Source organism: Aeromonas simiae (genome assembly GCF_000820125.1).
Lineage (GTDB): Bacteria > Pseudomonadota > Gammaproteobacteria > Enterobacterales > Aeromonadaceae > Aeromonas > Aeromonas simiae.
Genome location: NZ_CDBY01000057.1, coordinates 23278 through 40420, shown reverse-complemented (window position 1 = coordinate 40420; position 17143 = coordinate 23278). Strand labels below are relative to the sequence as shown.

Genomic DNA, 17143 nt, shown 5'->3' with positions numbered 1-17143 from the left:
CTTTTTTCATATTTCTGGTTTGGATAGCGTCTTGAGCTTGGCAATGAGTGACAGGGATGACTCTCCGCAGTGATAGTTAAGAATCGAGGTAACGTTCGGCATCCAGCGCGGCCATGCAGCCGGTACCGGCCGACGTAATCGCCTGGCGGTAGTTGTGGTCAGCCACGTCGCCGGCGGCAAAGACGCCTTCGATGCTGGTCTGGGTGGCGAAGCCATCGAGGCCGCCACGCACCTTGAGATAACCGTTTTGCATCTCAAGCTGGCCCTCGAAGATCTGAGTATTCGGCTGGTGGCCGATGGCGATGAAGACCCCCATCAGCGGCAACTCGCTCAGGCTCTGATCCTGGGTGCTGCGCAAACGAACACCGGTGACGCCCATGGCGTCGCCCAGCACTTCATCCAGAGTCTGGTGAGTGTGCAGTTCAATCTGGCCAGCCTCGACCTTCTCGTGCAGACGCTTGATCAGGATCTTCTCGGCGCGGAACTCGTCGCGGCGGTGGATGAGGTGCACTTTCTTGGCAATGTTGGCGAGATAAAGCGCCTCTTCCACGGCGGTATTACCGCCGCCGATAACGGCAACCTCTTGATTGCGATAGAAAAAACCATCGCAGGTGGCGCAGGCAGAGACGCCACGCCCTTGGAACGACTCCTCGGAGGGCAGCCCCAGGTACTTGGCAGAGGCGCCGGTTGCGATGATCAGGGCATCACAGGTGTATTCACCGCTGTCGCCCTTGAGGCGGAAAGGGCGCTCAGTAAGGGTGACTTCGTTGATGTGATCAAACTGGATCCGGGTTTCAAAGCGCTCGGCATGGGCCTTCATGCGCTCCATCAGCAGGGGGCCGGTGAGGCCTTCCGGATCGCCGGGCCAGTTTTCGACTTCGGTCGTGGTGGTGAGCTGACCACCTTGCTGCATGCCGGTGATGAGCAGCGGGTTGAGATTGGCACGGGCTGCATAGACGGCGGCAGTGTAACCGGCCGGGCCGGAACCCAGAATAATCAATTTACTGTGAGTCGAATCACTCATCTTCATCGGCACTCGAAGTGAAAGGGGGAAGGATTGTAAAAAAATAGGCTGCTTTGGTCAAAGCCAGAAAAGTAAATAGAAGTAACTAGTCACTGTTTAAGGTTGGCTGTGATGCAGCCACCAACGAGCGGCCAAGAGCGCGGTCAGTGACCCCAAAATGGCGCTGGCCAGCAGATCGGCGACCCAATGCATGCCGAGCATCAGGCGCGAGATCCCCACCGCCAGCGCCCACAGCGGCAGTAGCCAGGCGCCGCGGGGGGCTCGCGCCAGCCAGATGAGCCCAAAAAATTGGGCCAGGGTGATGGTGACGATGGTATGGCCGGAGGGAAAGGCGTAGTTCACCCCGTGCTGCCAGTGGTTGGCCAGCCAGGTGGGCAGGGCGAGCAGTTGGCTGGCCGCATGCACCTGCTCGGCACGCAGCTCGCCGCTTTGGCGATAAAACTGATCGAGCGCAGGCAGCAGTTGCTGCGCCGAGAGCCAGACCAGATAGGGGCGCGGCTCCTGGGTCAGGTGTTTGATGAGCGACTTGATGCACCAGTCGGCCAACAGCAGTGCGGCGAAGGCGCCGAGCAGTAGCAGCCACTCGCGGCGACCCAGCCGCAACTTCAGATGCGTGATCAGCAGCAACAGGGCGGCGGTGGCGATCAACCCCGGCAACCCGACCGTGCCTGAGAGCAGATAGGCAATATAGAGGCCGCTTTGTTGCAGGTTGCTGTTGAGAAAGGGGGTCCAACCCGAGCAGGCCAGCAGGGCGAGGGGCAGGATCAAGGCTGAGCTGAAGGTGATCACTCGGGCGTTGGTCAGCATGGGGGGCTCCGATAGCGTGAAGCGCGCATTGTGCCTTTCTGAGGTGTTGGGTCAAGGGCGAAGGTGCATGAAATCGGCGCCGGCTTTGCGTTAGAATGCGCCCTTCCAAGAGGTCTGGGCCGGAAGAGGTAAGCATGCTGAAGATAGTGGCCGATGAGAACATGCCCCATGTCCGCGAGCTGTTTGGCGAGTTGGGTGAGGTGACGCTGCTGCCAGGTCGCGACATGACCGCCGCTCAGCTTGCGCAGGCAGACGTGCTGCTGGTGCGCTCGGTGACCCGGGTTAACGCCGACCTGCTGGCGCAGGCCAGCCGGTTGCAGTTTGTCGGCACCGCCACCATTGGCACCGATCATGTGGATCAACCCCTGCTGGCTGCGCGGGGTATCGCGTTTGCCAGCGCTCCTGGCTGCAACCGCATCTCGGTGGGTGACTATGTACTGAGCGCGCTGCTGGTGCTGGCCGAGCGCCATGGCCTGACGCTCGCCGGTATGACGCTGGCCATCGTCGGTGCTGGCAACACAGGGCGAGCCGTGGCCAGCCATGCGAGCGCCTTGGGCATGCAGGTGCGCTATTGCGATCCTCCGCGAGCCAGAGCGGAAGGGGCTGCGTCGTTTGTCTCGCTCGAGGAGGCATTGCAGGCCGATGTGGTGAGCTTTCATGTGCCGCTCACCCGTGAGGGCTCCGACGCCACCTGGCACCTGCTCAATGCGGCGCGAATTGCGGCGCTGCGGGCGAACCAGTTTCTCATCAATGCCTCGCGCGGTGAGGTGTGGGACAATCAGGCCCTACTCGAGCGTCAGCGCGGCGCAGCCCCGCTCTCGCTGGTCATGGATGTGTGGGAGCATGAGCCCGACATTCTCACCGAGTTGGTGCCTCACACCGAGATTGCCACCCCCCATATCGCCGGTTACAGCCTGGAGGGAAAGGCGCGCGGCACCTGGATGCTCTATGAGGCGCTCTGTGCCCGGTTGGGTCGCTCGCCGCGCCAGGCGCTGGCCGCTTTACTGCCGGCCCCCGATGTCCTTGCGCTGACCCTGGGTCAGCCGCCGAGCCAAGCGCTCATCGGCCGTCTGGTGCACCTTGTGTATGATGTGCGCCGTGATGATGCCCGTTTTCGCCGCGAGCTGGGACTGCCCGGCAGTTTTGATAGACAGCGCAAATGTTACCCGGAGCGGCGTGAGCTCTCCTCGCTGCGTCTGGAAGGGACGATGAGTCTGGCCGCCCTGCACGCTCTCGGTTTTTCCCCTGCCAGCTACTGAGATCACGACGGGTGTGCGTGGCACACCCGTTTCATGCATTTAAAGGAGTCATCTTGATGAGTCAACAACTCACCTTGGCCATTGTCGGGGCCACCACCTCGGTCGGCCAATCCGTGCTGGAACTGTTAGAAGAGCGCGATCTTCCCATCGGACGCGTCGTCGCGCTGGGGAGTGCCGACGAAGCCGGGGAGACGGTGCGTGCCATGGGGCGCAATCTGGATGTCGAGGATGTGGCCCACTTTGACTGGGCCGAAGCCCAGTTGGCGCTGTTTTTGTGCTCCGCGCAGGAGAGCCTGCGCTGGGCCGATGCGGCGGCCGAGCAGGGTTGTGTCGTGCTAGATACCAGTGGCGCCTTCATCAGCGATGACGAGGTGCCGCTGGTGTACATGGGGGCCAACCCGGATGCGCTCGGCGATTTTCGCCAGCGTAACCTGATTGCGCTGGCCTGTGGCGTCACCAGCCAGCTGCTGGCGGTATTGCGTCCGCTGCATGCCGAGGTGGGGGTCGCTCGCGCTAACGTGGCCGGCTATCTCGCCGTGGCCGGGGCGGGCGCGGAAGGGGTGAGCGAGCTGGCCGGCCAGACCGCCGCCCTGCTCAACGCTCGTCCGGTCGAGCCGGCCTGTTTCCCCGCCCAGATCGCGTTCAATGTGCTGGGGCAGTGCGGCCACATGCTCGACAATGGCTACAGCAGCGAGGAGTGGCGGTTGCTGCAAGAGAGCCAGAAGATCCTCGGCAGCGATGTCGCCATCAACCCGACGCTGGCTCGGGTGCCCGTGTTTTACGGGGATGCGCTGGCGCTGCACCTTGAGTTATTGCAACCCCTCGATGCCGAGCAGATCCGCGCCATCTTGCGCGCAGCGCCCGGGGTGGCCCTGTTCGAGGAGGAGGAGGGGATCCCTTCACCCGTGGTAGATGCCAATGGCCGTGACGAGGTGCTGGTGGCGCGGGTGCGTCAGGACGTTTCCCATCCGTTGGGTGCGGATCTGTGGCTGGTGGCCGATAACGTCCGTAGCGGTGTGGCACAAGGTGCCCTGCAGGCGATAGAGGTGCTGCTGCGCGATTATCTGTGAGCTTGCGCTGGGGTGGAATCATGACCGAGGTCACCCCAACTGCATGAAATGTCAGCGAAGGCGTGCCGACAACTGGTCTGTGAACGCCGGCTGAATTATAGTGTTTCGACAAAATACGGGTTAACTATCCAAATTTTTCAATGCGATAGGGCCGTCAAACAAGGAACGAATATGGGACATTCCCGCATAGCATTGGCAACGTTGCTGGTTTTGGGCCTGCTGACTCCTGCCCATGGGGAGCAGCGTGAGCCCTTCTTTGTCGAACTCAAGGGGCCGGATGAGCCGGTGCGCGCCGCCGCTACGCCGGCATCTGCTCAGCCTGCTGCCCAGCCGGCGGCAACCGCCAGGGGGGTGGCTCCGGCCACGACCACTCGCAGCGAGCGTTATGGCCCGGTGCGCCGTAGCGATACCCTGTGGAGTCTGGCCAACCGTTACCGTCCTAGCAGTCGGGTCAGCGTCTACCAGACCATGGTGGCCATCTACGAGAAGAATCCGCGCAGCTTTGCCGATGGCAACATCAACCATATTCTGGTCGGATCATCGATCCTGCTGCCCACCGAGCAGGAGGCGCGGCGCATCTCCGAGGCCGAGGCCATCTCGCGTTTTCGCAGTGACAACGCCAGTTGGAAGGGGATCAGTCCCAAGTACCAGGCCAACCGAGAGCTGGGAGAGGTGCGTAACCTGACGGTGCATCCCAAGGTGGCCAGTCAGCCCAAGTCGGCTCCCCGCAATGACGCGGCACCGCTGCCCACGAAGGAGCAGGCCAAGGCCCCCTCCGCGAGCCGTGCTGCGCTGCCACCTGCTGCTCCGGTCAAGACCGAGGCCGCCCCTTCGGCGGCGCTGGCCAGCACCTCTGCCGCCGTCTCCAGCGCCGTCGCGCTGGCGCCAGCCGTCAGCAGTGCCGTAGTGGCTCCTGCCCCCTTGCCGCCGCAGACGGCGACCGATCTGCCGGGTAACGCCACCGAGATGAAGCTGGCGCTCGATGACACCACCAATCAGCTGGCCCAGGTGAGTGAGACCAATCACCGCCTCAAGCTGCGGGTGGAGTCCCAGACGCAGGAGCTGGAGACCCTCAAGGCGCAGCTGGTGGATCAGGCAGCGTTGCAAAAAGAGATCGGCGAGCTCAAGGGCAAGCTGCAAGGGCAGACCCCTGCCGCCGTACCGGCTGCAACGGAAAAGAACTGGCTGGTGGAGCTGCTTTCATCCCCGCTTAATCTGGCCATGATCATCTTGCTGCCGGTGCTTCTGGTTCTGGCGCTGGTCACTCTCTGGTTGCGTGCCCGTGCTCGTCGCGAGCTGGAGGAGCAGGAGAAGAGCCTGTCCGAATCGACGGCCGCCTTCTTCGATGATCAAGACTCCCATGAGTTTGATGATCTGCTGGCACCCGGTGTGGCGCCTCTGGTGCCGGAGCCGCCGCACCGCGAGCCGGCCGAGCCCGAGCTCTCTGCGCTGCAGGCGCAACCCGATCTGGTGTTCCATGACGAAAGTGAACCTGACGCGGCGGTGGAGCTGACGCCCAGCCGGGACCCGGATCTGGTGCCCGAGCCGCAGGCGGTTGATGAGCCCGAGTCGTCGCCCTTTACCGCCAGCGCAGCGCCGCTCTCGTCCGAGCTGGCCGAAGAGGTGTTTGATCTCAGCCAGCTCGATGCCGAGCTCGACAAGGTGCAGGCCGAGGCCGAAGCGCCGCAGCAGGCCGCGAGTGATGAGGCCGCTCCCGATGTCAGCCAAGACGATGAGCTGGCGCTCGATTTTGCCGAGGCCTTCCGCGAGTCCGAGGCGGCCCCGCTGCCAGAGCGTGAGGTCGCCCAGCAGGAGCAGTACGTCGAGATTGACGCTCTGCTGGCTGACGCCGGTCACGGCGCCAGCTCTGACGAGCCCTATCAGAATGTGTCGCTCGATGTGGGCCTGGATGGCTTCCCTGAAGTGCTGCCAGAGAGCACTGGCTTTGATGTCGATGCCGACGATGGTGGCGTGGGTGCCAAGCTGGATCTGGCCCGCGCCTATCTCGAGATCGATGACAAGGAGAGCGCTCGCGAGCTGCTGGAAGAGGCGGCGGCGCAGGGCTCCGACAGTCAGCGTGCCGAGGCGGAGAAGCTCCTCAAGCGACTGGCCTGATCCCGATCAGATGCCTGATGTGATGCAGGGCGGCCGGATGGCCGCCCTTCTTTTTGCCCCCTGTTTGCGTATAATTCGCCGCGTTTTCATTGTCTCAGGTGTCCCATGCGTATAGCCCTCGGAATCGAATATGACGGCAGCCGCTATTTTGGCTGGCAGCGTCAACGGGAAGTGATCAGCGTACAGGCCGAGCTGGAGCGGGCCCTTGGCAAGATCGCCAATCATCCGGTCGAGATCCAGTGTGCCGGACGCACCGATGCCGGTGTGCATGCCACCGGTCAGGTGATCCACTTTGACACCGATGCCGCCCGCAAGGAGTCGGCCTGGACCCTCGGCCTCAACTCCAATCTGCCGGGTGACATCGCGGTTCGCTGGTTCAAGGAGGTGCCGGACGATTTCCACGCCCGTTTCAGCGCCACGGCCCGCCGCTATCGCTACGTCATCTACAACCACAACTACCGCCCGGCGATCCTCGGCTGCGGGGTGAGCCACTATCACGACCACCTCGACGCCGAGTTGATGCACGCGGCGGGACAGTGCCTCATCGGTGAGCAGGATTTCAGCTCGTTTCGCGCCATCAGCTGCCAGTCCAACACCCCGTGGCGTAATGTGACGCACTTGTGCGTCAGCCGCTCCGGCCCCTATATCGTGCTCGACATTAAAGCCAACGCCTTCTTGCACCACATGGTACGCAACATCACCGGCACCCTGCTTGAGGTGGGGAAGGGCGAAAAGCCGGTGGAGTGGGTAGCCGAGGTGCTGGCGGCGCGCGATCGCAATGTGGCGGGCCCCACCGCCAAGGCGGGCGGCCTCTACCTGGTCGGTGTCGACTACCCCGATGAATTCGCGCTACCGGGCGTGCCGCTGGGCCCCCTGTGGTTGCCGGATTCGGCCCCGGGTACGACCAGTTTTTTGTAACTACCCCCGAGAAAGTGTGCTTTAATGGCAGGCCACATATCCCCGCAGCATCGGCAAGTGATTGAATCCTCACGGTGCTGTCGTGTTTTCAAGCAGAAAAAGCATTAAGGAATTCCATGAGCTGGCTTGAGAAGATTCTTCCCAAGAGCAAGATCACCACACCGCGTCGTCACAACATTCCGGAAGGGGTGTGGACCAAGTGCAGTGCTTGCGAGCAGGTGCTTTACCGGGCTGAGCTGGAGCGCAACCTGGAAGTATGTCCCAAGTGTGATCACCACATGCGCATCAGCGCGCGGGATCGCCTGGAGCAGTTCCTCGACGAGGAGGGTCGCGTCGAAGTGGCCGCCGAGTTGGAGCCGCAGGATGTTCTGAAGTTCAAGGACTCCAAGCGTTACAAGGAGCGCCTTGCTGCTGCCCAGAAGAGCACCGGTGAGAAAGACGCCCTGGTGGTCATGAAGGGGACCCTCAAGGGGGTGCCCGTGGTGGCATGCGCCTTTGAGTTTGCCTTCATCGGCGGCTCCATGTCCTCCGTGGTCGGCGCCCGCTTCGTGCGTGCCGTCGACGAGTGCCTCAAAGAGGGGCGCGGCCTGATCTGCTTCTCCGCCTCGGGCGGGGCCCGCATGCAGGAGGCGCTGTTCTCCCTGATGCAGATGGCCAAGACCAGTGCGGCGCTCGATCGCCTCTCCAAGGCCGGATTGCCGTTTATCTCCGTGCTGACGGACCCGACCATGGGCGGCGTCTCTGCCAGCCTCGCCATGCTGGGTGACATCAACGTGGGTGAGCCCAAGGCCCTGATCGGTTTTGCCGGTCCGCGCGTCATCGAGCAGACGGTGCGCGAGAAGCTGCCGGAAGGGTTCCAGCGCTCCGAGTTCTTGCTCGAGAAGGGCGCCATCGATCTCATCATCGATCGCCGCGAGATGCGCGATCGTCTGGCGGGCCTGATGGCCAAACTGATGAACACCACTGTCGACGCCGAGTAAGCATGACTTCTTCATCGTTGGATCAAAGCCGGTCGCTGGTCGACTGGCTTTCTTATTTGGAGGCCATCCACCCGGCCAACATCGACATGGGCCTGGCCCGTGTCGGCGAGGTGGCCCGCCGGCTCGGGGTCACCACCCTGCCGTGCAAGGTGGTGACCGTGGGGGGCACCAATGGCAAGGGCTCCTCCTGCGCCATGGCCGCCAGCGTGCTGCAAGAGCACGGCTACCGGGTCGGTGTCTACTCCTCACCCCACCTGCTGCGTTTCACCGAGCGGGTGAGAGTCGATGGGGCCGAACTGGCCGAGGCGCTGCACTGTGAGGCCTTCACCGCGGTGGAGGCGGCGCGCGGCGACATCTCGCTCACCTTCTTCGAGTTCGCCACCCTGGCGGCGCTGTGGATCTTCGCCCGTGCCGGCATCGATGTGCTGTTGCTCGAGGTGGGGCTCGGTGGCCGCCTTGATGCCACCAACGTGGTGGAGTCCGACGTGGCGATGATCACCTCGATCGCCCTCGATCACTGCGACTGGCTCGGCGACACCCGCGAGCAGGTGGCGGTGGAGAAGGCCGGGATCTTCCGCGCTGGCAAGCCGGCCATCAGCGGCGAACCCGTGCCGCCGGCCACCATCGCCAGCGAGGCCGAGCGGATCGGGGCTAGGCTGCGCCAGGTGGGGCGTGATTTTCGCGCTGAGGTGGGGGAGCACGGCTGGGATTACCACGGCATCCACCACTACGCCGACTTGCCCAAGCCGGCCCTGCCGCTGATGAATGCGGTGACCGTGCTGGCGGCGCTGGAATCCCTCGGCCTGCCTCTCGAGGTGTCCGCACTTCGCCGGGGCCTGGCCCAGGCGAGGCTGGCGGGTCGCCTGCAACTGTTGCAGGAGCACCCTACCGTGTATGTGGATGTGGCCCACAACCCCCATTCGGCGGCGTATCTGGCGCAGCGCCTGCGCGAGCTGCCATGCGCCGGGGTTCGTCGCGCCGTGGTCGGCATGCTCAAAGACAAGGACATGGCTGGCTCGCTGGCTGAACTCAAGGGGTTGATCGGGGAGTGGCACCTGGCCACCCTGGGTGGGCCGCGCGGTGCCAGCGCCGAGCAACTGCTCGGGGCGCTGGGGGAGGCTGGCCTCTGCCATGAGAGCGTGATGCAGGCCTATATGGCGGCGCTCTCTCGTTCCGAGCCCCTTGATATGGTTATCGTTTTTGGCTCGTTTTATACTGTCGCGGACGTATTGGCCGGGCACGAGCAAGAGGAGTCATAGTGGCCTCGCAATTTCAGAATCGTTTGGTGGGCACCGTTATCCTGGTGGCCCTGGTGGTGATCTTCCTGCCGGATCTGCTCGACGGTAACAAGCAGCAGGAGGTCGAAGAGGAGTCTTTTGCCAAGATCCCGCTGCGCCCCGAGCTGGAGCCGGCCAAGCCGGCGCTGCAAGTATCGGGGGCGAGCGAGTTGCAGGCGGCCCATGAGGCCAGCCAGGCGCAGGCCTCGGCGGCCCAGCAGCCGGCTTTCGAGAGCGCTCAGGTCGATGAGCAGGCGCACCAGCAGTGGCAGGTTGAACCCATCTCCGGCCCTGTCACGGTGCAGCAGCCCGAGAGCAAACCCCAACCGGCGCCCAACCATCAGCCGGCCGCACCGAGCAAGCCACAGACGGTGACCCAGACCAAGCCGGTGGAGAAGAAACCCGATCCCAAGCCTAAACCGGTACAGATCGCAGAATCCAAGCCCAAGCCGGTAGAGCCGCCCAAGCCAAAGGCGACCGAGGCGCCGAAGCGGGCCAGCTCTGGGGATCCGCTGGGGGATCTGATGTCCACGCTGGATAAGCCGAAGCCGGCGGCCACGGCGTCACAGGGCTCTTGGATCATCCAGCTGGGGGCGTTCAAGAACGTCGACAGCGTCAATAGCATCGTCGCCAAGCTGCGCGCCGCCGGTTATCCGGCTCACAGCGTGCCGCGCACCCCGCGCCAGGGCGAGCTCAACCGTGTCGTGGTGGGCCCCGATGTGTCGCGCGACAAGTTGCAGGGCATGCTGCCGCGCCTTAACCAGCTGACCGCGCTGAGCGGCTCTGTGGTGGCCTATAACCCCTGAGAAAGGGGTCACCCACCGAATAAAAAATACCGCGCCTTGGCGCGGTATTTTTTTAGATGCATTTGACGGGCTTGGGCAGGCCGCCAATCTTGGTCGCCTGCTTGGCGGGCCCTTTAGGAAAGAGCTTGTAGAGATAGCGACTGTTGCCCTTCTCGGGGCCGTAGTGCTTCTCCATCGCCTTGACCAGGGCGCGGATGGCGGGGGAGGTGTTGAACTCCAGATAGAAAGCGCGCACGAAACGCACCACCTCCCAGTGGGGCTCCTCCATCACGATCCCCTCCTGCTCGGCCAGCAGCAGGGCCAGCGCCTCGCTCCACTCATTGATGTCGCACAGATACCCCTGGGGATCGGTAGCGATGGTGCGACCGTTGAAGATCAGTTCTGCCATGGATGACTCCTGTAAAGAGGCGGGCATGGTAGCGCCTCACCCTTGGGTGAGCAACCGGGTCTGGCGGGCCAACGCCAGCAGCTCCTCGGCCTGGCGGCTGATGAGGTTGAGCTGCTGGGCCAGCATCAGGTGCTCTTCGCTCTGATCCGGGCTCAGCACCGGGCAGTGCCCAATCGGCTGATCGGCCTGCTGCCCGGTGATCTGCAGCGCCGCGCTGTCGAGGGTCTGCATCAGGTAGCCGTTGATCTCTGCCAGCCCCTCGATCGCCTCCAGGGTATCGCGGTGTGCCCCCAGTGCCGAGATATAGGAGAGCAGGGCATGGTTGTGCCAAGTGAGCGAGAAGCAGAGTTCGAGAAAGTGGCGGTGTTTGGGCGGCTCGACCAGCATGCTTTGCCAGGCCAGTGCCAGCTCGCTGTCGGCCTGGTGGGCCTGCTTGCGCGCTAACCGGTAGTCGAGCGACTCGCTGCGCCCCTGATGCAGGGCCGAGAGCACCTTGTCGAGATAGCCGGCGTTGGCCGAGAGGGAGCGGGCGATGAGGGCGGGCAGGCGCTTGTATTGCCAGTCGGGCCAGAGCCAGGCCACCAGGGCATAAGAGAGCAGACAGCCGACCGTGGTATCGAGCAGGCGCGGGGCGACGATGGCCAGCCCTATGTTATCGAGCAGGTTGAAGGCCATCAGCACGTAGAGGGTGATAAAGCAAACCGCCGCGCTGTAGTTGAGGCGCACCTGGGTAAAGAAGAGGAAGGCGGCCAGCCCCATGACCACCAGCTGGGATTGCAGGTCGGGAAAGAGCAGCAGCACCGGCACCCCGAGCAGGATCCCGATGAAGGTGCCGAGCATCCGCTGCACCAGACGGCGACGGGTGGCGCTGTAGCTCGGTTGGCAGACAAACAGCACGGTCAGCAAGATCCAGTACCCCTTGTCGAGGGAGAAGGCTTGCAAGATGCCGTACCCCATCACCAGCCCGAGCGAGATACGGATGGCGTGGCGCAGCAGCATGGAGTCGAGCGAGAGGTGCTGGCGCAGCACCTGCCAGCTGATGCGCGGTGCTCGGGCCAGCGCAGGCAGCTCTCCTTGCGGCTCCGGCAGGTTGGCGGCGCTTTCGAGCAGGGCGTTGATGCTGGCCAGATTGCGGCGCAGGAACTTCATCGGGGTGAGTAGACTGTTCGGGTAGTGCTGCTTGAGATGGGTAAACTCGAGCTGGTCACCGAGCGCCTCCAAGGTCCAGTGGCTGCGGCGCGAATGTTGATAAGGCTTGTGCACCAGAATGCTGTAACCGAGGCGCTGGCATGCCTCAGACAGTTGCAGCAGCACCTCCTGGAACCCTTCCAGCACTATGCCCTGTTTCAGATCTTGCTCGAGCTGGCTGTAGGGGTAGTGACTCGAGGTGGCTCGCTCGTGGATCTCCTGGGCCAGCAGATAGAGTTGCAGCAGGCGCGCCAGCTCGGGGGAGCGATGCTGGCCGAGGCGGCTGTTGAGGCTCGCCTTGGCGAGGTTCATCGCCTGCACCACCTCGATGTTGAGCAGCGCCAGGTTGTGACGGATCGCCTGGGAGCCGTGCTCGTCGGCGGGGAAGAAGCGGGATTTTTCCAGCAGGTAGCGGCTGAGGGCGAAGTAGCCCTGGGCCAGCTGCTCGTGCAGGGTCTTGTAGGGCAGCAGCCAAAGCCAGAGCAGGGAGACCACGCCGTACCAGAGGGCGCCGGCACACAGCAGCAGCGGCTGGTAATAGAGGTTGGGCGCGTTGGCGGCACCCAACATGGTGTAGATGGCGATCAGCAGCGAGCCAAAGCTGATGGTGGCGTAGCGCTGGCCCAGCGCCCCCACCATGACGAACAGGAAGCTCGAGCTGGCCAGCCCGAGGGCAAACAGCCAGGGCCAGGGGAAGAGAAATTGCACCGAGAAGCTGGCAAACAGGAAGCAGCCGAGTGTCATGGTGAGGTTCTTGATACGCCCCCACAGGTGGTCGTCGGTTTCGGCGATGGCACCGGCCACCACACCGAGAGAGAGCAGCACGGCGATCTTGAGATCCCCCGTGACCAGTGAGAAGCCGAGAATGCCGAGGATGGCGATCAGCACCTTGAGGGCGAAGTAGACGTGGCTGTCGGTGAGAAAGCGGCGCAGTTGGCCGAGAAAGTCGGTAGGCATGGATGACAACAGGGTCCGGAACGAATCAGTGGATAGTGATGGTAACGCAAACGCGTGTCCAGCCGACTGATCCAAATCAGAAGGGATAAAAAACCCCGCCGTGGCGGGGTTTGCATTCATTCGTCATGGACGATCAGTTACGGTTGCCGCCCAGTAGGCTGAGCAGGCTCACGAAGATGTTGTAGATGGAGATATAGAGGGTCACGGTGGCCGAGATGTAGTTGGTCTCACCGCCACGCACGATCTGCTGGGTGGTCAGCAGGATGGCGCCAGAGGAGAAGAGCATGAACATGGCCGACAGCGCCAGGTGCAGGGCCGGCATCTGCAAGAAGATGTTGGCGACCATGGCCACCAGCAGCACCCAGAAGCCAACAAACAGCATGCCGCCGATGAAGGAGAGGTCGCGCTTGGTGGTCAGGGCATACGCCGACAGGCCGAAGAAGGTGAGGGCGGTACCGCCGATGGCGGTCAGGACGATGTCGCCGCCGCCGTTGTTCATGAACAGGTTGATGATGGGGCCGAGGGTGTAGCCCATGAAACCGGTGAACAGGAAGGTGAACACCAGCCCCATGCTGTTGTTGCGGTTCTTCTCGGTCAGGAACATCAGACCATAGGCGCCGAGGAGGAACACAGCCCAATGGGGCGCCGGCAGCGCCAGCGTGGCGGCAACACCAGCCACCAGGGCGGAGAAGCCCAGGGTGAGGGAGAGCAGCAGGTAGGTGTTACGCAGCACCTTGTTGGTGTCGCGAGCGGTGCTCTGCACACCGGTAAAGACAGAACGGGTTTCCATCTGGTTGATCCTCTTGATAAATGGGACGCGGGAGGGAAACAGCCCGCGGCATGTTCCTAACATGGGGTTGTGCCGGACGGATCGCAACCCATGATGGGGATTATTGCCCAGCGAGCTGTACGTGTCATGAATAAATGACGGCATGGCGCCGGATGAATGCAAAAAGCCCGCTCGAGGAGCGGGCTTTCGCGAATGATGGTGCGCTCTAGTGGACTCGAACCACCGACCCCCACCATGTCAAGGTGGTGCTCTAACCAACTGAGCTAAGAGCGCAGATTGTGGTGGGTTTAATTGGACTCGAACCAACGACCCCTACCATGTCAAGGTAGTGCTCTAACCAACTGAGCTATAAACCCGCAATCTGGTGCGTCCTAGTGGACTCGAACCACCGACCCCCACCATGTCAAGGTGGTGCTCTAACCAACTGAGCTAAGGACGCAAAATGTGATGGTGCGCTCTAGTGGACTCGAACCACCGACCCCCACCATGTCAAGGTGGTGCTCTAACCAACTGAGCTAAGAGCGCATCATATGAAATCGTGGTGGGTTTAATTGGACTCGAACCAACGACCCCTACCATGTCAAGGTAGTGCTCTAACCAACTGAGCTATAAACCCACGCTTCGTCATCGCTGACGAGGCGGCATACTACCCATGCCCCCACAGGCTGTCAACAATCCCCCTCGCGTTCCTTGACTGTTTGCCGAGTTCTTGCGCAGCCTGTTGATTTTACGGGCGTGGGGAATGAAAAACGGCCCCGGGGGGCCGCTTGCGTTCAGGGGCGGGCAAAACGCCCGTAGATCAGCTTGAGGCGCAGGCTCAGCATCAGGGCGGCAGCGGTCAGCCCGACGATGAAACCAATCCAGAAACCTTGTGGCCCCATGCGGGGCACCACCACATCCGTCATGCCGAGCAGCACCCCGGCCGGCAGCCCCATGCCCCAATACGCCACCAGGGTGATGTAGAAGATGGCTTGGGTGTCCTTGTAGCCGCGCAGGGCGGCGGCGGCGATCACCTGCACCGAGTCGGAGAGCTGATAGACAGCGGCCAGCAGCAGCAGGCTGGCGGCGAGGGTGAGCACCAGGGGGTCATCGCTGTACACGTCGGCAATCTGGTGGCGCAGCAGCGCCGTCAGCAGGGCGGTGGTGGCCGCGGCCGTCAGGCCAAGCACTAGGCCGGTACGGGCCGCCCGTTTGGCCTGCGCCGGGTCGCCCTCGCCGATGTTGTGACCGACGCGGATGGTGACGGCCACCCCGATGGAGAGGGGCAGCATGAACACCAGGCTGGAGAAGTTGAGCGCCACCTGGTGGCTGGCGACTGTCTCGGCCCCGAGTGGGGCCAGCAGCAGCGCCACCACGGTAAACAGGGTCACCTCACAAAAAATGGCCATGGCGATGGGAAAGCCCAGGCGAAAAATGCGCCAGATGCGGCTGCCGTTGGGGCGGGCCAACTGGCTGAACAGGGCGTACTCCTTGAACAGCCGGGAGAAGTAGAGATAGCAGATCATCGCCAGCAGCATGGCCCACAGCACGATGGCGGTGGCCACGCCGCAGCCAACGCCGCCTAGTTTCGGCATGCCGAACAGGCCGTGGATGAAGATCCAGTTGGCCGGGATATTGACTGCCAAGCCGACGAAGCCGATCACCATGGTGGGAATGGTGTGGGAGAGCCCTTCACTGAAGTTGCGCAGCACCTGAAACAGAGTAAAGGCGGGCAATCCCCACATGATGGCGTGCAAAAACGCGGCGGTCTTGGCCGCCAGTGCCGGCTCCACCTCCATCAGCACCAGCGCCTTGGGGCTGACATAGAGCGCCAACATGGCCAGTGGGATCACCAGCAGCGCTAGCCAGAATCCCTGGTGTACGGCAGGGCGGATCTGATCGTGTTTGCGGGCGCCGCTGAGCTGGGAAATGATGGGCGTGAGCGCCATGATCACCCCTTGTACCAGCAAGATGATCGGCAGCCAGAAGCTCGAGGCGACCGACACGGCGGCCAGATCGAGGGCACTGACCTGGCCGGCCATCACGGTATCGACAAAACTCATGGCCACCTGGGCGACTTGCGCGACCAGGATAGGGGCGGCGAGGCGCACCAGATTACGGGCCTCGGACCAATAGGACTGCACTGATACCTCCAGTGGGTCGGATAGAGCAAAAACAGGAGTAAAGAGCGGGATCGGGGGCCAGGGGAGAGGATGGCCGATGTTGCGGGTCCCAGTGTAACGATCCGGGACCCGAAAGAAAACTTATGCGTCCTGGTGATCGCTGATCAGCAGGTTGGCGGCGGCAAAGGCGGCCTGCTCGCGCAGCTCAGCCGGCACCCGCTCGTCGCTGGCAACGGCATTGAGGGCCCGCACCGCGGCGGCGATCGCCTTGGGCACATAGCCCACATCCCCCGAGCCAATCTGGCTGTAGGCGGCACGCACGGCTTCGCAACATTCATAAACGGTCATGGCAGATCTCCTTGAGATGACGAATGGCGCGACTATAGCGATTTGCCGCTCCCTTGCCCACCCCTTGCCCCGGATTGCCGCAGGGGGGTACCCTTGCGAAGTTCCAGATAAGGAGTCCTTATGTTTACAGGCATTGTCCAAGGGGTGGCCGAGATCCTGGCCATCGATGAGAAAGAGGCGTTTCGCACCCATGTGATCCGCATGCCGAGCCCGGCCTGGGGTGCGGGGTTGCAAATCGGGGCCTCGGTGGCCCACAACGGCTGCTGCCTGACCGTGACCCGCATCGAGGGGGAGGCGGTGAGCTTTGATCTGATGCGCGAGACGCTGCGCCTGACTCACCTCGGCGCGCTTCAGGTGGGCGATCGGGTCAACGTGGAGCGGGCGGCGCGCTTTGGCGACGAGATTGGCGGCCATGCCATGTCCGGCCACATCATGGCCACGGCGCGGGTGTGCGAGGTGCGCGACAGCCCCAACAACCGTCAGGTGTGGTTTGAACTGGCCCCCGAGCTGATGCGTTACGTGCTGACCAAAGGGTACATCGGCATCGACGGGGCCAGCCTCACCATCGGCGAGGTGGAGGGGACACGCTTTTGCGTCAACCTCATCCCCGAGACCCTGGCCCGCACCAACCTTGGCTGGGTACGCGTCGGCTGGCAGGCCAACATCGAGATCGATCCCCAGACCCAGGCCATCGTCGATACGGTGGAGCGGGTGCTGGCAGCCCGGCAATAAGCCTGTTAGCCGGGCCATGACACCATATGGGGTTTCCGACCCCAGGAGGGAGTGCCGTGTTTGTTGTCACATTGACCTATGTACGAGCGCTCACTGAGATAGATGCGCTGATCCCCGCTCATGTTGAGTGGCTCAAGGCGCACTATGCGGCGGGCCACTTTCTCGCCTCCGGTCGCCGGGTACCGCGCACAGGGGGCGTGATCCTGGCCCATGGCCTCACCCGTGAGGCGCTAGAGCTGGTGCTGGCAAGCGATCCCTTCCGGCTGGCCGGCGTGGCGGATCATGAGGTGCTCGAATTTGTACCGAGTATGAGCGCTGCGGGGCTGGAGGCTTGGCAAGAGCGCTGAGGCTGGTGCCAGCGCGGGGCGTAGGCGGAGAAAAA

General features: G+C 63.1%; 16 protein-coding genes and 5 tRNA genes. 9 read left to right on the top strand and 12 right to left on the bottom strand.

The features are described 5' to 3' along the window. Window positions 1-76: 76 nt before the first annotated feature. The gene (trxB, locus tag BN1134_RS11330) at window positions 77-1024 is read right to left on the bottom strand and encodes a thioredoxin-disulfide reductase (protein ID WP_042047445.1); all 948 of its coding nucleotides are present in this window, start codon (window positions 1022-1024) and stop codon (window positions 77-79) included. Window positions 1025-1120: 96 nt separating this feature from the next. Further along, window positions 1121-1831, bottom strand: coding sequence for a phosphatase PAP2 family protein (locus tag BN1134_RS11325; RefSeq protein ID WP_042047336.1), 711 nt, complete (start codon window positions 1829-1831; stop codon window positions 1121-1123). Between the two features lie 137 nt (window positions 1832-1968). On the opposite strand from BN1134_RS11325, the gene BN1134_RS11320 reads away from it, so the two are divergent. The 7 genes from BN1134_RS11320 (at window position 1969) to BN1134_RS11290 (ending at window position 10256) form a co-directional block, all read left to right on the top strand. Beyond that, window positions 1969-3090, top strand: coding sequence for a 4-phosphoerythronate dehydrogenase (locus tag BN1134_RS11320; protein ID WP_042047444.1), 1122 nt, complete (start codon window positions 1969-1971; stop codon window positions 3088-3090). Between the two features lie 56 nt (window positions 3091-3146). Next, window positions 3147-4160: an aspartate-semialdehyde dehydrogenase gene (locus tag BN1134_RS11315; protein ID WP_042047334.1), complete on the top strand. Its 1014-nt coding sequence runs from the start codon at window positions 3147-3149 to the stop codon at window positions 4158-4160. A gap of 171 nt (window positions 4161-4331) precedes the next feature. Then, window positions 4332-6275 (top strand): FimV/HubP family polar landmark protein, encoded by a 1944-nt coding sequence (locus BN1134_RS11310; protein ID WP_042047332.1) that lies wholly within the window; start codon window positions 4332-4334, stop codon window positions 6273-6275. A gap of 105 nt (window positions 6276-6380) precedes the next feature. Then, window positions 6381-7193 carry a tRNA pseudouridine(38-40) synthase TruA gene (gene truA / locus BN1134_RS11305; protein ID WP_042047330.1) on the top strand — a complete coding sequence of 271 codons (813 nt, stop codon included), beginning with the start codon at window positions 6381-6383 and terminating at the stop codon, window positions 7191-7193. 116 nt (window positions 7194-7309) lie between these two features. Beyond that, on the top strand, window positions 7310-8173 hold the full coding sequence (gene accD, locus BN1134_RS11300; RefSeq protein ID WP_042047329.1) for an acetyl-CoA carboxylase, carboxyltransferase subunit beta: 864 nt from the start codon (window positions 7310-7312) through the stop codon (window positions 8171-8173). Window positions 8174-8175: 2 nt separating this feature from the next. Beyond that, window positions 8176-9432, top strand: coding sequence for a bifunctional tetrahydrofolate synthase/dihydrofolate synthase (gene folC, locus BN1134_RS11295; protein ID WP_042047327.1), 1257 nt, complete (start codon window positions 8176-8178; stop codon window positions 9430-9432). Beyond that, window positions 9432-10256: an SPOR domain-containing protein gene (locus tag BN1134_RS11290; protein ID WP_042047325.1), complete on the top strand. Its 825-nt coding sequence runs from the start codon at window positions 9432-9434 to the stop codon at window positions 10254-10256. Before folC ends, BN1134_RS11290 begins: the two co-directional genes overlap by 1 nt. Window positions 10257-10308: 52 nt before the next feature. On the opposite strand, the gene BN1134_RS11285 is transcribed toward BN1134_RS11290, so the two are convergent. From BN1134_RS11285 to BN1134_RS11240, 10 genes are all read right to left on the bottom strand, one after another. After that, window positions 10309-10644, bottom strand: a complete 336-nt coding sequence (locus tag BN1134_RS11285; protein ID WP_042047323.1) for a TusE/DsrC/DsvC family sulfur relay protein — start codon at window positions 10642-10644, stop codon at window positions 10309-10311. A 36-nt stretch (window positions 10645-10680) separates the two neighbouring features. Beyond that, window positions 10681-12789 (bottom strand): YccS family putative transporter, encoded by a 2109-nt coding sequence (gene yccS / locus BN1134_RS11280; protein WP_042047321.1) that lies wholly within the window; start codon window positions 12787-12789, stop codon window positions 10681-10683. Window positions 12790-12922: 133 nt separating this feature from the next. Beyond that, window positions 12923-13579, bottom strand: a complete 657-nt coding sequence (locus BN1134_RS11275; protein WP_042047319.1) for a Bax inhibitor-1/YccA family protein — start codon at window positions 13577-13579, stop codon at window positions 12923-12925. Window positions 13580-13775: 196 nt separating this feature from the next. Further along, a tRNA-Val gene (locus tag BN1134_RS11270) sits at window positions 13776-13852 on the bottom strand. A gap of 6 nt (window positions 13853-13858) precedes the next feature. Further along, window positions 13859-13935, bottom strand: a tRNA-Val gene (locus BN1134_RS11265). Between the two features lie 6 nt (window positions 13936-13941). Next, window positions 13942-14018 (bottom strand) — tRNA-Val (locus tag BN1134_RS11260). A 9-nt stretch (window positions 14019-14027) separates the two neighbouring features. Then, window positions 14028-14104: transfer RNA gene (locus BN1134_RS11255), tRNA-Val, on the bottom strand. A 14-nt stretch (window positions 14105-14118) separates the two neighbouring features. Then, window positions 14119-14195: transfer RNA gene (locus BN1134_RS11250), tRNA-Val, on the bottom strand. A gap of 157 nt (window positions 14196-14352) precedes the next feature. Continuing rightward, window positions 14353-15702 carry an MATE family efflux transporter gene (locus BN1134_RS11245; protein WP_042047316.1) on the bottom strand — a complete coding sequence of 450 codons (1350 nt, stop codon included), beginning with the start codon at window positions 15700-15702 and terminating at the stop codon, window positions 14353-14355. Window positions 15703-15822: 120 nt separating this feature from the next. Next, a complete protein-coding gene (locus tag BN1134_RS11240) occupies window positions 15823-16029 on the bottom strand; it encodes a YaeP family protein (RefSeq protein ID WP_042047314.1) in 207 nt (68 codons plus the stop codon). Between the two features lie 120 nt (window positions 16030-16149). Here BN1134_RS11240 and BN1134_RS11235 point away from each other — a divergent pair, with 120 nt between their 5' ends. Both BN1134_RS11235 and BN1134_RS11230 read left to right on the top strand, forming a co-directional pair. Further along, entirely contained in the window at window positions 16150-16761 is a 612-nt protein-coding gene (locus tag BN1134_RS11235; RefSeq protein ID WP_042047312.1) for a riboflavin synthase, read from the top strand. Between the two features lie 56 nt (window positions 16762-16817). Then, complete coding sequence (locus tag BN1134_RS11230; protein ID WP_042047310.1) at window positions 16818-17108, top strand: YciI family protein; 291 nt, start codon at window positions 16818-16820, stop codon at window positions 17106-17108. Window positions 17109-17143 lie beyond the last annotated feature (35 nt).

Excerpts from the sequence above, each read along its gene's own strand:
- trxB (WP_042047445.1), bottom strand. The coding sequence starts at position 1,024 with ATGAGTGATTCGACTCACAGTAAATTGATTATTCTGGGTTCCGGCCCG.
- BN1134_RS11325 (WP_042047336.1), bottom strand. The coding sequence starts at position 1,831 with ATGCTGACCAACGCCCGAGTGATCACCTTCAGCTCAGCCTTGATCCTG.
- BN1134_RS11315 (WP_042047334.1), top strand. The coding sequence starts at position 3,147 with ATGAGTCAACAACTCACCTTGGCCATTGTCGGGGCCACCACCTCGGTC.
- BN1134_RS11310 (WP_042047332.1), top strand. The coding sequence starts at position 4,332 with ATGGGACATTCCCGCATAGCATTGGCAACGTTGCTGGTTTTGGGCCTG.
- truA (WP_042047330.1), top strand. The coding sequence starts at position 6,381 with ATGCGTATAGCCCTCGGAATCGAATATGACGGCAGCCGCTATTTTGGC.
- accD (WP_042047329.1), top strand. The coding sequence starts at position 7,310 with ATGAGCTGGCTTGAGAAGATTCTTCCCAAGAGCAAGATCACCACACCG.
- folC (WP_042047327.1), top strand. The coding sequence starts at position 8,176 with ATGACTTCTTCATCGTTGGATCAAAGCCGGTCGCTGGTCGACTGGCTT.
- BN1134_RS11285 (WP_042047323.1), bottom strand. The coding sequence starts at position 10,644 with ATGGCAGAACTGATCTTCAACGGTCGCACCATCGCTACCGATCCCCAG.
- yccS (WP_042047321.1), bottom strand. The coding sequence starts at position 12,789 with ATGCCTACCGACTTTCTCGGCCAACTGCGCCGCTTTCTCACCGACAGC.
- BN1134_RS11275 (WP_042047319.1), bottom strand. The coding sequence starts at position 13,579 with ATGGAAACCCGTTCTGTCTTTACCGGTGTGCAGAGCACCGCTCGCGAC.
- BN1134_RS11240 (WP_042047314.1), bottom strand. The coding sequence starts at position 16,029 with ATGACCGTTTATGAATGTTGCGAAGCCGTGCGTGCCGCCTACAGCCAG.
- BN1134_RS11235 (WP_042047312.1), top strand. The coding sequence starts at position 16,150 with ATGTTTACAGGCATTGTCCAAGGGGTGGCCGAGATCCTGGCCATCGAT.